We start from the raw sequence: 13770 nt of genomic DNA on the forward strand, positions 1-13770 counted from the left end.
CCGATTCAAACGCCGATGACCTACACCGCCGAATCCATTTCCGTATTGAAAGGGCTGGAGCCCGTTCGCCACCGTCCCGGCATGTATACGCGCACGGACCATCCGCTGCACATCATCCAGGAAGCCATCGACAACGCGGCCGACGAGGCGCTCGGCGGTTATTGCAAGCGCATTGCCGTGACGCTGCATTCCGACGGCTCGGTGACCGTGCAGGACGACGGGCGCGGCATTCCGGTGGAAATCCACCCGGTCGAAGGCGTGCCGACGGTCGAAGTCGTGTTCACGCAACTGCACGCCGGCGGCAAGTTCAACAAGGGCGACGGCACCTCGGCCTACCGTTTTTCCGGCGGCCTGCACGGCGTGGGCGTCTCGGTGACCAACGCGCTGTCGACGCGGCTGGAAGTCGAAGTCGTGCGCGACGGCGGGCGTCATCGCCTTACCTTTTCCGGCGGCAGCGTAATAGAACCGCTGCAACGCGTCGGCGATACGGCCAAGCGCGCCAGCGGTACGCGCCTGCGCATCTGGCCGGACGCGCAATTTTTCGACTCGCCGAACATCCCGCTCGGCGAACTCGAACGCCTGCTGCGCAGCAAGGCCGTGTTGCTGCCCGGCCTGGAAATTTCGCTCGCCATCGAGGGGGGCGAGACGAAAACGTGGCGTTTCGAAAATGGCATGCAGCAATACCTCGCCGAGCAGGTTGACGGCGAGTTGGCGAGCCCGATCTTCACCGCCGAGAAATACGCGGCCGCCGGCGACGAAAATTTCCCGGCTGGCGCCGGCGCCGCTTGGGCGATTTGCTGGAGCGCCGAAGGCAACCTCGCGCGCGAGTCCTACGTCAACCTGATCCCGACGCCGGCCGGCGGTACGCACGAAACCGGCCTGCGCCAGGCCGCCTTCGATGCCATCAAGAGCTTCGCCGAGCATCACGCACTGCTGCCCAAGGGCATCAAGCTGGCGGCCGACGATGTTTTCTCGCGTGCCAGTTACGTGCTCGCCGCGCGCGTGCTCGATCCCTCGTTTCAGGGGCAGACCAAGGAGCGGCTGAATTCGCGCGATGCGGTGGCACTCGTCGCCCGCATGGTGCGCGACCCGCTCGAACTGTGGCTCAACGAACATCCCGACGACGCGAAGAAAATCACCGAACTGGCGATCAAGGCGGCGCAGGCCCGCTCGCGTGCCGGCCAGAAAGTCGAGAAAAAGAAGCAGTCGGGCGTCGCCATCCTGCCCGGCAAACTTTCCGACTGCCAGAGCGAGGACCTGAACCGCAACGAAATCTTCCTCGTCGAAGGCGATTCGGCGGGCGGCTCAGCCAAATCCGGCCGCGATAAAGAAGTGCAGGCGATCCTGCCATTGCGTGGCAAGGTGCTCAATACGTGGGAAGTCGACCCGGGCAGCCTGTTCGCCAACCGCGAAATTCACGACATTGCTGTCGCGCTCGGCATCGACCCGCATCTGCCCGAAGCGTCCGATGCCGTGCTCGACAACCTGCGCTACGGCAAGGTCGTGATCATGACCGACGCCGACGTCGACGGTAGCCACATCCGGGTTTTGTTGTGCACGCTGTTCTATCGCCACTTCCCGAAGCTGATCGAACATGGACACTTGTATTTCGCCCAGCCGCCGCTCTACCGCCTCGACGTGCCGGCGCAGGGCAAAAAGCGCCCGCCGCGCAAGCTCTATGCGCTCGACGGCGACGAGCGCGATTCGCTGCTCGACCGGTTGCAGATGGAAGGCGTTAAGCCGGAGGCGGTGGCGATTTCCCGCTTCAAGGGCTTGGGCGAAATGAATCCCGAACAACTCTGGGAAACCACCATGTCGCCCGATACCCGCCGCCTGATGCGCGTGCGCTTGCCGCAGGAAACGGAAGCGAAGCCGGTGATGAACATGCTGATGGCCAAGAACGAATCCGCCGGACGGCGCGCCTGGATGGAAGCGAACGGCGCGCTGGTTGGGGCGGAACTGTAGAAACGACTCCGCCCGGAAAGCGGGCAGTTTGTCAGTCAGCGCGCAGAGCTAGCAGAGTCAGCGAAAGCGCCAGCGGAAGAAAACGATCGCATCATCGGCGGCCGGGGCGATCGCCAGCGTCACCAGCACGAGCGCGAGCGGCACGGTCGACACATAGCCGAGGCGGTTGAAGCCCAGCGCGCCGGCCACACCGCCGACGAAGAAGCACGCCAGCAACAGGCCCAGCACCCGTAACCGGTCCCGGTTCGCCACGACTCTCCGGTCTTCGTCGAACGGCGAGCAATTCCAATAGACGAGCTTGCCGAGCTCGATCCCGATGTCGGTCACGATTCCCGTGATATGGGTCGTCCGGATCACCCCATGCGAAAGCTTGGAGATGAGCGCATTCTGCAGCCCCATGATGAAGCTCAGCAGCATGACCGTGAGCGACACGAACAGCCCGTCGATTTCCGACAGCCGTGGCCCCAGCAAACCGAAACACAGCAACAGGCTGGCTTCCAGCAGGAGGGGGAGTGCGTACGTGCTGTGCATCGTGCGCCGCTTGGTGTAATTCACCATGAACGCCGTGCACATGGCCCCGAGCAGGAAGGAGAGCAGGGCGCCCAGCCCTGTCAGCACGAGGTCATACGCCCCGAGCGCCAGGTTGTCGGCCATCGCCGACACGATGCCGGTCATGTGCGAGGTGTACTGCTTGACGGCCAGGAAGCCGCCGGCGTTGATGGCGCCCGCCACAAGGGTTAGCAGGAAGCCGAGGTGCCGGTTGATGTCGGGATTGCGTTTTCTTCCGACAAGCTTCCGGGAGTAATTGATTGGCATGACTGGCACGGCTCCGGCAGTCAGGGGCGGGCGCAGCCCTTATTGCCGCCGGCGGGGGAACCGTTCTCTGCCATTTTCTGGCGCTTCCCCGACCGACAAATGCGTCCGTGTCCTGAGAAATATGAAAAAGGAAAGCCGGGCATTTTAGGAGTCTGACTGGCCCCGTGTTTGTAACGGGGTGTAACACGGACCTATCTGACAGTGGGTGTCCTCAATCAGCTTTGTTGCTTTCCGACAGCGTGCGTGCATCGTCGATTGCCGCCCGTTCCCGCTCGATTTCCCGGCGCAATTCTTCCTCGCTCGGCAGAACGAGGCGGTACTTGCTGGCAAAGAGCTGTTCGCTTTCGTGCAGCACGGAATAGCGCACCACCGACTGATCCTTGCCGCCGCACAAAAGAATGCCCACGGTCGGATTGTCGCCCTCGTTGCGGCGCAGGTCGTCGTACATGCGCACGTACATATCCATCTGGCCGATGTCCTGATGCGTGAGTTGGCCAATCTTCAAGTCGATGAGCACGAAGCATTTCAACAGATAGTTGTAGAAGACCAGATCGACGTAGAAATCCTGCGTCTCGGTACTGATGCGCTGTTGCCGCGCGACAAAGGCGAAGCCCTTGCCGAGTTCCAGCAGGAAATGTTGCAGCTTGTCCATCAACGCCTGTTCGAGGTTCGATTCGAGCAAACGGCCGGTGTCCGGCAGGCCAAGGAACTCCAGCATCACGGGGTCGCGCACGAACTCGCGCGGTGTCACGGGCAAGGCGGCGAGATTCTGCATCGCCTCGGCCGCCACACTCTCGCGGTCGGAACTTGCCAGAAAGCGCTCGTAATAAAGCGTGCCGATCTGCCGCTCCAGCGCGCGCGTGCTCCAGTTCTGCCCGGCCGCCTCGTCCATGTACCACGCCCGCGCACGGGAATCCTCGACCCGCAACAACAGCCGGTAATGCGTCCAGCTCAATTCGTGACGCAGCGCGTCACAATTCGGAAACGCCTGAAAAAACAGCCGCATGTAGCGCAAATTGGACGCATCGAACCCCTTGCCGAATTCCCGCGTCAGCGCCTCGGCCAGTTGCGGCAATAGCCGCTTGCCATACGCTGCGCGCGCCTCGCCGCCCTGCTCGAATTCGACAATATGCCGGCCGATCTGCCAGCAGGTTTGCACCTGCACCACATCCACGGCCCGCAGCGCCCGCTGCCGGCCTTGCTGGATCAGCTCGCGCAGGGCGGACAGCAAGGTGTGGGTAAGGGAAGAATCAACCGGGGTAGTCATCTCGTGTCTCCGGTTAGTCAGCGCTTTTCCGCCAGAATCCCGGCGCAATAGAGCATCCGCGTCACGTAGCAAATCTCCTCCGGTGGAGGCGGCACGGACTCGCCCGCCTCGTTAACGCTGTGCGTATCCCATGCCGGCACCCAATCGAGATGGAAGATATGGCGCTTCTCCATCCCGGCCACGTCGTCAGAGTTGTACGCCCCGCCGATTGCGCGCCCGAGCGGCGACGAGTTGCGCAACAGGATGAACGAATCGACCTTGAACTTCCGGCCATGCCGCGCCGTCAGGCGGTTCGCGAGATCGACAAGATCGCCGTTCGTTGCCAGATCCACCTTGGCGTTGAAGGCATTGAGCGAATTCCAGTCGTGGATTCCCGACTGCCCTTTCGGATCGACCAGCAGGATATGCGTGCATTTTTTGCCCACGGCCCAGAGCACGAAATCCGGGAAATAGGCGCGGGTTTCCGTATCGAGATACACCCCCACCGAGCGCAGGCTTTCGACGTTGCGCATCAGGTAAAAATCGAAGCCCTTCAGCCGCGCCTGATTGAATGGCGTTTCAAAAAATGCGTGCAAGTCCTCGACAAACTTCCGCTCGCCGGGGTTGAGCGCATCGGGGCTGATTGCCATCGACTTGAACTTGAGCTTTGCCACTGCCTTGTCCGCCGCATCCTTGAGCAAGGGCGCGTAGATATGCCGCGACTCGTTGAGTTCCAAGCGCAGTTGCTCCGGAAACTCGGGCGACGGGTACGCGTGCTCGAATTGCGCTTTCTGCGCCTCCTTCTCGAACTCGATCCGCACATCGTAGTGATCGATGAAATCGCCCGATTGTCCGGCTTCCGACTGCCGCAACGGCTCGTCGAAACGGTAGCGACGCTTGTTGATGTCGTAGATCAACTTGTGATGCAGTTGCGCCACGGCATCGGATACGGTCTGCCACAGCAATTCCTCGCGATGCGCGAAACCCACCTCGCCCCATTCCCGGTGATAGGCCACTCCATCGACGCAATCGAGCAAATCGCCCGGTGCCAGCAGACGCCGTCCGCCAGACACTTCCCGCAACAACTGCATGGCCCGCCCGCGCACCAGCGTTTCCATCCGCCGCTGCAAATCCGATCCCGCCGCAAACGCCGATTCCTCGCCCTTCCACAAATTCCGCAGGTTCTGCGCCAGATTGTGTGACTCCGCCAAGGCATCGGGCAGGTAATCAAGCTGGATCACGCAGCGCGAAAGCTCGCCTGACGTTTCCTCCGCCCCGTCGAAATACGACCACCGCCACTTGTTGTTCGCCTGCAAAACCGCCTGCAAACGCGGTTCCGTGTCCTCACGCCCAACCTTGAAGACCGGCAGCTTTTCCGCATACGCCGCGAACGACTCCCGCGTCCGCCCGAGCTTGAGCGTTTGTGCCTCGACCGGCACGCGCCGCTCGACCACGAACGACGGCAACTCCCGATCCAGCGCCTTGAGGAAGGTTTCCAGATACGTCGCCTTCAGGCTGAAGATATTCAGCGTCTCCAGCCGCCGCAGCCGGTCATCCGCGGAATCGCTGTCGGCCAGCGCCGTGTAATCACCCACATGGTCGATGAACTTGCGCTTGCCGTCCGACTTCAACCCCTTCAGGCGCACGCCGCGCCCGAAAATCTGGATGATCTTGTTGCCCTTGCTGCTCCCGAGATTGACGAGACCGATGACCGACACGCGGAAGCAGTTCCACCCCTCGGCGAACTTGCGGCTGCCCACCAGCACGTTGATCGGCGAAGCCGGCAAGTCGATGTCGCTGAACTGGAAACGCTTTTCCACGATGGGCGCCTTGGCGAGCCGCACCAGCGGCTGCCCGGCGGCATCCTTCAACTCCGGATGCCCGTCCGAATCGTTGAAAAACTTGTCGCCGTTGCCGACGTTAACGATGCCCCAATACCCGCCGTCGCCCCACGACAGGAAAATCTCGTCCGCCACCGATGCGCAGCGCGTCAGCGTCAGCACGCCCTCGACCTGGCCGTTGAACACTGGCGCCAGCCGCGCCCGCTCGGCGGGCGGCAGCTTGGCGAGAAAGGCCAGCAGCTTGCGGATGTCGGAAACCTCATCGTCGCCGCCCTTGCCTTCCTTCTTCTTGTCCTCAACCGTGTTGCCCATGAAGGCGATCAGCGGCTTGTCGGCAAAGGCCGACGTAAAGCCCAAACTCCCGTCCTCGCGCAAACGCAGCTCGTCGAAGACGGTCAGCTTGTCGGCCAGCGCCTCGAAGGCCGCCTGAAAGTTCTCCCATGCCTCCTCGCCGACGGCGATGGCATCCGCGCCCTTGCGATGGATGCTGTAATCCTTGCCGTAGCCGTCCTTGTAGAAGCGGTAATAGTTGTAGTCATAGACGATCTGCCCGCCGTATTCCTCGACGTGCTTCTCACTGATGCCGTGGTAGGTCGCCGAATACTCGAACAGAAACGCGTTGGGGAAATCGGCCAGCGCATGGCGCAACTGCTTGAACGCCCCGGCGTCCTTGCCGCCGCCCGCGAGGCCGATATGCCCCTCGTCCACCAGCACCAGCCGGAACACCCGGCTCGACGGCGGCAGTTTGAAATAGCCCGGCTCCTGATTGAGCAAGCTCCCGGTCGACTCCACCGTCAGGCGGATGCGGTTGGCGCATTGCCGGTTGAGCGCATTGACCAGCGGCAACAACTCGCGCCGGTGCTGCTCGATCAGATTCACGCCCGGCGTCGTCACGATGATCTGCAACTCGTCGAACGCCTGCATGCCACCGATGTGGTCGAGGTATTGCAGGATGTTGAGATGCATCAGCAGCGTCTTGCCGCTGCCCGTCGCCATCCAGTAGGCCAGCAGGTTGCCCGGCGCCTCGGCGTTGCCGTCGCGCCGCTCGCGCAGCGCTGCCTCGGTGAAGTAAAGCGCCAGAATCTGGTAATAGCGCAACTGCACCGGCCGACTCACCAACGCGTTATAACGCGCCAGCCAGCCCTGAATCGCGTCGCGCCCCCATTTCGCCACGCCGGACTCCGCTTCCGGTGCATAGCCCTCGACGGCCTTTTGATACGCCGGATCGTGTCGCTCGCTCGCGGCGGCCAAGCCCTTCAGCAGCCCCGTCTTCAGCCGGTGGTAAAGCCTCAGTTCCATGCCGCGCCCCGGTCGAAATCCACCGCCGAAATCAGCGTGCACGGCAATTTCACTTTCCGCAGATCGGCCCAGTGATTGACCTCCAGCCGTTGCACGCGCGATGAACCGTCTTCATTCACATAGCGCGCCGCAATCGCATTGAGCGCCGCGCTGTCGTCCTCCGGCTCGTTGATGTCACGCAACAGCACGAGGCAGCCGCACTCCGTTTCCAGCGCCGCATAGCGCCGCCCGGCCTCGACGAACACGCGCCGCGAACGTACCCAGTAGCCTTGCAGCAAGGCCCAGGTTTCCAGCAGATCGACCATGCAAGTCTCGCCGCGCTGCCCGACGCGCTGGGTGTTGGCGAAGGGGCGCGTCAGATCGAGCGACTGGCGTACCCGGTTTTCTTCCGGGCGGAACAGGTAGCGCACCGGCACGCCCTCGGGGAGTTGCTTGTCATCCCACGCCGTTTCGAGGTTGGCGATGGTGTCTTCGTATTGCTCGAAGCGTTGCACCTTGACGATGCCCTGCAAATCACCGATTGCGTCAGGCTGGCCATCCTTCCATTTCGCAGCGTGCATCACCTTGGAGACTCTGGGCTTGAGAATGGAATCGAAATAGCTGCCCATTTCGGTCAATACGAATCGCCGCTTTTTTCCGTCTTTTCTGTTCAATGCCAGGACAGCCTGTGCCGTTGTTCCAGACCCGGCGAAGAAATCCATCAAGACGTCGCCTTCGTCTACCGCAAACGGAAAAATCGACTCCAGCAATGCAGATGCCTTCGGATTCTTGAACCGCTGTTCGCCGGGGAACATGGCGCGAAGATCAGCGCCTTTTCCTCGTCGCTCACGAACAGGCTGGTGTCGATCACCAGCGTGGGCTTGGCTTTGAGGTCGTCGACGCTCGTGACCGTCTGCTTGAACTCGCGCTGGAAATAGTCGATCAGGCGCGGGTTTTGCAGCAGGCGCGGCCAGTAGGCTTCGGGAATCTTGCCCACGGAGATGAGCCAGTGGGTGTCGATGACCTTTTTCTTGAGCGTAAACAGGTTGCGCTGAAAGGTTTCGGTGGCGTCGAGAAATTCGATGATGCGCGTCGCCACGCCGTTGAAGGCGCGGGCGATGACGCGGGTGGCGGCGTCGCCGCGCAGGTCGAGCAGCGAATCGAGGTCGCTGAAAATGACGTTCTTGATGAAGCGGTCCTTCTCGCGGCCAAGGAAGGCGCGCAAGTCCTTGTGGATGAAGTAGTCGGCGTCCTGCCCGACGTAGAAGAGGTTGAGTTTCTTGTCGGTCGCGAACACGGCGGCGGCGAGCGGATCGCCCTTCAGCGCCTCGATTCGCGCTTCGGCGTTGCGCCCGAGCGCCTTGAAAGCGTCGTGCTTGGCGATGGTTTCAAAGTAGTTGTCTTCACTCAGGCGCAGCTGGTTGATGCCCTTGACCTGCCCGCCTTCGGCCTTGGCGTAGTCCTTGCCGAGTTCCTTGAAGATCGCGCCGCCGTCCTTGTCCAGCAGGTAGGGGGAAACGTCTTGTTGCGGGGCAAGGAGGGCAAAGAGCGCGGGGTAGATTTCGCTTTTCGGCGTGCCTTCGCGGGCGAGCTGGAAGTTAACGATAACGAGGCATTCGCCGTTCGCTCCCTTATCTTCCTCGATACCGGCCAAGCGGTAGTGCTTGATGTCGCTTTCCTTGTTGTTGTTCTGCGCGGCGGTCTCATTGTCGCCACCCGCCTGCAGGCGGAAGACGACGTCACGGCCGAGGATGCTCGCCCGCACTTCGGGAAAGCTGTTGGCCGTCTTGATGTAGTAGCAGTCCTTGTGCTTCCAGTGAAACAGGGTGCTGGAATTGGGCGAAGGGTGTGTCAAGGGTGCTCATCGGTGTTCTCTGTGTTTTTGTTAGCGGTGGGCGGCTTCAGATGCCGAGCAAGGCGGCGATTTTGGCCCGCGCCTCGGCGAGTTCGCCGGCGGTCGCCAGCCCTTTGTGTGTGGCCTGCCGCGCACGCCAGTCGAGACTCTTGACCTGATCGGCCAGAGCCACGCTATCAGGCTTGCCTGAAAGCGTGACTTCGAACGGGTACCCCTTGATGCGCGTTGTCAGCGGGCAGCACAGCATGAGACCCGTCTTGTTGTTGTAGGCGGCGGGACTGAGCACCAGTGCGGGCCGGTGCCCCGCCTGTTCGTGCCCGGCCTGCGGGTTGAATTGCAGCCAGACGATGTCGCCGGCTTCGGGAACGTAGCCGGTCGCCATCAAAACACCTCTTTGCCGACGGCTTCGCCGAAGTCGGCTTCACCGTGCAGGTTGTCCGGGGTGACGCCTTCCAGCAGATTGGCAAGGTCGTAGGCCTTGGGCCGCACCGGGTCGATCACGATCCGCCCGTTTTCCTCACGCACATCGACGGGGTCGTCCACGTTCAGGTGCGCGGCTTCCATGATGGCTGCGGGAATGCGCACGGAGGCGCTGTTTCCCCATTTCTTGACCAAGACTTGCATGGCACGTCTCCTTGAGAATCTTCAAAGCGGGGACTTTAGCAGCGCAATTTGAACGTTGCAACATTGTTGATACCTTCGCGATGGAGAACACCTGACGTTGTGAGGACAACGGCAGGGGAAACGGTAGTAGACTTCGCCCTCTCGCTCAGGCCGGTTCCCTCCGGCCTTTGCCGTTCTGGACGATTCCCTATGCACGACACCCAAACGCCCGACCTGTTCGCCGACCTTCCTGTGGCCGCGCCTCCCGCGCCACCCGTGCCGCCCGCCTCTGATGCCGTTGCGGACGAAGACGGCGACAGCATCCTGCTGCATGAAACCGCCGCGCGCGACTACCTCGAATACGCCGTCGCCGTGGTCAAGGGCCGCGCGCTGCCGGACGTGAAGGACGGGCAGAAGCCGGTGCAGCGGCGCGTGCTGTTCGCCATGCACGAACTCGGCCTCGCCGCCGGCGCCAAGCCGGTGAAATCGGCGCGCGTCGTCGGCGACGTGATCGGTAAGTACCACCCGCACGGCGATTCGTCGGCCTACGACGCGATGGTGCGCGTCGCGCAGCCGTTCTCGCTGCGCTACCCGCTCGTCGACGGCCAGGGCAACTTCGGCTCGCGCGACGGCGACAATGCGGCGGCGATGCGCTACACCGAAGCGCGCCTGACGCCGATCGCCGAACTGTTGCTCGGCGAACTCGACGAAGGCACGGTCGATTTTCAGCCGAACTACGACGGCTCGTTCGACGAACCGGCCTTCCTGCCGGCCCGCCTGCCTTTCTCGCTGTTGAACGGCGCTTCCGGAATCGCTGTCGGCATGGCCACCGAAATGCCGCCGCACAACCTGCAGGAGGTCGCCAACGCGGCGATCTGCCTGATCGAGAATCCGCAGGCCGGCCTCGCCGACCTGATGCAACACATTCCCGGCCCGGATTACCCCGGCGGCGGGCAGATCATTTCCAGCGAATCCGAGATCGCCGCCGCTTATGCCAGCGGTCGCGGCAGCCTGCGCGTGCGCGCCCGCTACGACTTTGAGGAAATGGCGCGCGGCGCCTGGCAGCTCGTCATCAAGGAACTGCCGCCCGGCGTCTCGACTGCCAAGGTGCTGTCCGAAATCGGCGCGCTGATGAACCCGCAGCCCAAACCAGGCAAGAAAACAATCGAACAGTCGGCGGCGCAGTTGAAGGCGCTGTTCGCCGCGCACCTCGAACGCGCGCGCGACGAGTCGGGCAAGGACGACGACGTGCGGCTCGTCTTCGAGCCGGTCAGTTCGCGCCTCGACCGCGACGAGTTTGTCGCCCTGCTGCTGGCGCATACCAGCCTCGAAACGACCGCGCCGATCAACCTCGTCGCGGTCGGCATCGACGGCCGTCCGTGCCAGAAAACGCTGGCCGACCTGATTGGCGAGTGGTGCCAGTTCCGCCTGACCACCGTGCGCCGGCGCAGCGAATTCCGCCTCGGCAAGGCCAACGACCGCATCCACATCCTCGAAGGCCGGCACATCGTCTTCCTCAACATCGACGAAGTGATCCACCTCATCCGCGAGTCGGACGAGCCGAAACCCGCGCTGATGGCGCGTTTCAACCTCTCGGAGCGGCAGGCCGACGACATCCTCGAAATCCGCCTGCGCCAGCTGGCCCGCCTCGAAGGCATCAAGATCGAGCAGGAACTGGAAAAGCTGCGCGCCGAGAAGGAAGCGCTGGAAAAGCTGCTCGGCAGCGACACACTGATGCGCCGCTTGGTCATCAAGGAAATCAAGGCCGATGCCGCCAAACACGGCGACGCGCGGCGCACCGTCATCCAGCCGGCCACGATGGCGTCGCGCTCGGAAGTGGCGGCGGTGGCCGACGAGCCGGTGACGCTGATTGTCTCGGCCAAGGGCTGGGCGCGCGTGCGCCAGGGCCACAATCTCGACCTCTCCGGCGTTGCCTACAAGGACGGCGACGGCCCCGGTTCGACGCATGAATGCCGTTCGGTCGATTCGCTGGTCATCCTGTCGAACGAAGGTCGTGCTTTCACCGTGCCGGTCGCCGCGCTGCCCGACGGGCGCGGCATGGGCGCGCCGCTCGCCTCGTTCGTGGAAATGGGCAGCAGCAAGATTGCGCACGTGCTTACCGGCAAGCCGGAGGACGAATTGCTCGTCGCCAAAACATCCGGTTACGGCTTCATCTGCACCTACGGCGACCTGCTCTCGCGGCAGAAGGCGGGCAAGGCATTTTTGACGGTGGAGGACGGCACGTCCATCCTGCCGCCGGCTCGTGTGGCCGGCGCGGATCATCTCGCGGCGCTTTCCGACGACGGTCGCTTGCTCGTCTTCCCGCTCGACCAGATGAAGCGCCTCTCCGGCGGCAAGGGCGTGCAGATCATCGGCCTCAAGGACAAAGAAACGTTGAAAGCTGCGATTGCGGTGAAAGGCCCGGTGGTCAACATCAAGGGCGTTTTCCGCAACAAGCCCAAGGCGCTGCTCTCGGACGAGAAGCACCTCGGCCAGCGCGCGCGGCGCGGCGCGGCGGTGGGGCTGGTGAATAATCCGGTGATCTCGCTGGTCGCTGGGGCGGCGGAGGCAGCGGTGTCATAGGAGGTGGCGCTGTTCACCGCGGTAGCCCATCGGGGTGGGGCGCGATGATGACGAGGCGAAATGGCGGTGCAAAAAACCGGATTCGGCACGCCGATGCTTTAAAATGGCGCCCCTTCCGAAAGAACTCGTCAGGAAAGCTGAAAGTGACACCCAATCGTTACCACCCCGCGCTCCGTGTGCTCCACTGGATGATCGCCGTTCTGATCGTTGCAGCGCTCATCCTCGGTACCTTTGTGATGGCGAAAACGCCGAACATTGATCCGTCCAAGAAATTCATGCTCGTCAAGCACATGCTGACTGGCTTCGCTATCCTCGGGCTTACGTTGGCCCGGATTTTTGTCCGGCCGAAGACGCGCCGGCCGCCGCCCGTGTATTCCGGGATCGAGATGGCCGACTGGATCGTTCCGTTCGTTCATCGCATCTTCGATGTCCTGGTTCTCGGGATGATCGCCAGTGGCGTCGCTATTGCGATTCACGTCGATCTGCTCGGGATTTTGTGGCGTGGCGAAGCGCTCCCCGAGGGGTTTGCCGGGGTGACCGCGCATACGATCCACGTTTATGTTGCACGCGCGCTTGGCGGCTTCCTCGCGCTCCATGTCTGCGGGGCCTTCTACCATCAGTTTGTGCTCCGCGACCGGCTGCTTTCGCGGATGTCGCCGATGGTCTGGAAGAATCAAAACGGCTAACGGCTTGAAGAAGATAACAGCATGAATCTCATCATCCAGAGCGGCGCCATGCCGACGTTTCTTCTTGATCGGGTGGTGGCGGCGACCGGCGCCAGCCGCGTCGAGCCGCGACCGCCACAGGTGGTTTGTTTGCACGAGGCCGAGCGTACCGCCGAGTTCGACGCGCTGATTCCGCTGATCGAGGCGGAAAAGCTCGACTGGGCCTTCGTCGAAGCCGGGCGGAAACTGTCGGACTTGGGTTTGATCTGTTTCGACATGGATTCGACGCTGATCACGATCGAGTGCATCGACGAACTGGCCGATTTCGCCGGTAAGAAGGCGGAAGTTTCGGCGGTGACCGAAGCCGCGATGCGTGGCGAAATGGACTATCGCGAAAGCCTGCGCCGCCGGCTGGCGCTGATGGCCGGGCTGGATGCGCGGGTGCTCGCCCGTGTGTATGGCGAGCGTCTGCTGCTCTCGCCGGGGGCGCGCGAACTCCTGGCCGCGGCGCAGGAGGCTGGCTTGCGGACGGCGATTCTCTCCGGTGGCTTCACGTATTTCACCGAGCGCTTGCGCATCGAGTTGGGTTTTGACTTCGCCACCTCGAACGAGCTGGAAATTTCCGGCGGCAAGCTGACTGGGCGGGTCGTCGGCGACATCGTCGACGCGTCGGCCAAGGCGCATCATCTGGCGCGGCTGACCGACGAGCTGGGGTTGCACAAGGAGCAGGTCATCGCCATCGGCGACGGCGCCAACGACCTGATGATGATGGCGCAAGCCGGCCTATCGGTGGCCTACCGCGCCAAGCCGGCGACGCGCGCCAAGGCGGATGTGGCGATCAATTTCGGCGGACTGGATGCGGTGCTGAATCTGTTTGCTTGAGTGCGTGGGCGCTTGATGGGCGATGGCATCTTTTCT

The 13770-nt window shown here is 62.7% G+C and carries 11 protein-coding genes; 4 read left to right on the plus strand and 7 right to left on the minus strand.

The window, feature by feature from the left end; genetic code table 11:
• Positions 1 to 15 precede the first annotated feature (15 nt).
• Complete coding sequence (parE, locus tag GH659_RS03075) at positions 16 to 1965, plus strand: DNA topoisomerase IV subunit B (RefSeq protein ID WP_153109277.1); 1950 nt, start codon at positions 16 to 18, stop codon at positions 1963 to 1965.
• 57 nt (positions 1966 to 2022) lie between these two features.
• On the opposite strand, the gene GH659_RS03080 is transcribed toward parE, so the two are convergent.
• From GH659_RS03080 to GH659_RS03110, 7 genes are all read right to left on the minus strand, one after another.
• Positions 2023 to 2781, minus strand: a complete 759-nt coding sequence (locus GH659_RS03080) for a YoaK family protein (protein WP_153109278.1) — start codon at positions 2779 to 2781, stop codon at positions 2023 to 2025.
• 211 nt (positions 2782 to 2992) lie between these two features.
• Positions 2993 to 4048: a PDDEXK nuclease domain-containing protein gene (locus GH659_RS03085; RefSeq protein ID WP_153109279.1), complete on the minus strand. Its 1056-nt coding sequence runs from the start codon at positions 4046 to 4048 to the stop codon at positions 2993 to 2995.
• Positions 4049 to 4065: 17 nt separating this feature from the next.
• Entirely contained in the window at positions 4066 to 7167 is a 3102-nt protein-coding gene (locus GH659_RS03090; protein ID WP_153109280.1) for a DEAD/DEAH box helicase family protein, read from the minus strand.
• Complete coding sequence (locus tag GH659_RS03095; protein ID WP_153109281.1) at positions 7158 to 7961, minus strand: DNA methyltransferase; 804 nt, start codon at positions 7959 to 7961, stop codon at positions 7158 to 7160. The genes GH659_RS03090 and GH659_RS03095 overlap by 10 nt, the downstream gene beginning before the upstream one ends.
• Positions 7886 to 9001 (minus strand): hypothetical protein, encoded by a 1116-nt coding sequence (locus tag GH659_RS03100; protein ID WP_153109282.1) that lies wholly within the window; start codon positions 8999 to 9001, stop codon positions 7886 to 7888. The genes GH659_RS03095 and GH659_RS03100 overlap by 76 nt, the downstream gene beginning before the upstream one ends.
• Before the next feature lie 46 nt (positions 9002 to 9047).
• On the minus strand, positions 9048 to 9383 hold the full coding sequence (gene mazF, locus GH659_RS03105) for an endoribonuclease MazF (protein ID WP_153109283.1): 336 nt from the start codon (positions 9381 to 9383) through the stop codon (positions 9048 to 9050).
• Positions 9383 to 9625, minus strand: a complete 243-nt coding sequence (locus GH659_RS03110; protein ID WP_153109284.1) for an AbrB/MazE/SpoVT family DNA-binding domain-containing protein — start codon at positions 9623 to 9625, stop codon at positions 9383 to 9385. The genes mazF and GH659_RS03110 overlap by 1 nt, the downstream gene beginning before the upstream one ends.
• Positions 9626 to 9814: 189 nt before the next feature.
• Between GH659_RS03110 and parC the strand changes: the two genes are divergently transcribed.
• The 3 genes from parC (at position 9815) to serB (ending at position 13734) form a co-directional block, all read left to right on the plus strand.
• Complete coding sequence (parC, locus tag GH659_RS03115) at positions 9815 to 12187, plus strand: DNA topoisomerase IV subunit A (protein WP_153109285.1); 2373 nt, start codon at positions 9815 to 9817, stop codon at positions 12185 to 12187.
• 143 nt (positions 12188 to 12330) lie between these two features.
• Complete coding sequence (locus GH659_RS03120; RefSeq protein WP_170285808.1) at positions 12331 to 12873, plus strand: cytochrome b; 543 nt, start codon at positions 12331 to 12333, stop codon at positions 12871 to 12873.
• Between the two features lie 21 nt (positions 12874 to 12894).
• On the plus strand, positions 12895 to 13734 hold the full coding sequence (gene serB, locus GH659_RS03125) for a phosphoserine phosphatase SerB (RefSeq protein WP_153109287.1): 840 nt from the start codon (positions 12895 to 12897) through the stop codon (positions 13732 to 13734).
• The last annotated feature ends 36 nt before the right edge of the window (positions 13735 to 13770 follow it).

Origin of the sequence: Propionivibrio limicola (assembly GCF_009469695.1) — a bacterium.
Taxonomy (GTDB): domain Bacteria; phylum Pseudomonadota; class Gammaproteobacteria; order Burkholderiales; family Rhodocyclaceae; genus Propionivibrio; species Propionivibrio limicola.